Below are 517 nucleotides of genomic sequence, written 5' to 3'. Positions count from 1 at the left end.
GATCGATCAGTCTTTCGGTGCTGAGCCGGTCGATGGAGGCGAGCAGCGATTGGATGCGGACAAAACGGTCTTCTTGCAGCATGGTTGCGTTTCCTTGAAAGCCAGGCCGGAAGCGCGGCCTGCGCTATTTTGCAGTAACAGCCTTGACGGCTGCGTATCATCGACAAGGCCCCCTGCAAGACCCATGCCCAAGGGCAGAGGGTGCTGCAGAGGGCCCTGAGGCCAGTCGACCAAATCAGCGGCGACGACGGGCGACCGCAACCCCTGCCACCAGCAGCAGCGACAGCAGCAACAAGGCCAGTGGCTGGTTGGCTGGCACGGGGCGTGCCGCTGGCGATGGCGGTACCACGACATCGGCAGGCACGGCGACCAGTACCGGGTCGACGATGGCACCGTTGACCAGGCCATCTTCGTCCAGCGGACCACCGTCGGTGACGCTGTAGCGGACGACGCCGCCGGCGATGCTGGCGCCTGCGATCGATCGCCATCGGCGGCGCCATCGGCACCGGCCTCTTCA

1 protein-coding gene is annotated in these 517 nt (G+C 65.4%); it reads right to left on the bottom strand.

The features are described 5' to 3' along the window. Positions 1–235 precede the first annotated feature (235 nt). The gene (locus tag ACJ5GX_RS08155; protein WP_495292899.1) at positions 236–478 is read right to left on the bottom strand and encodes an IPTL-CTERM sorting domain-containing protein; all 243 of its coding nucleotides are present in this window, start codon (positions 476–478) and stop codon (positions 236–238) included. Positions 479–517: the final 39 nt, after the last annotated feature.

The organism is Wolbachia endosymbiont of Tuta absoluta (assembly GCF_059414725.1).
The sequence above is the reverse complement of the archived record's forward strand: the minus strand, read 5'-3'. Positions and strand labels throughout refer to the sequence as shown.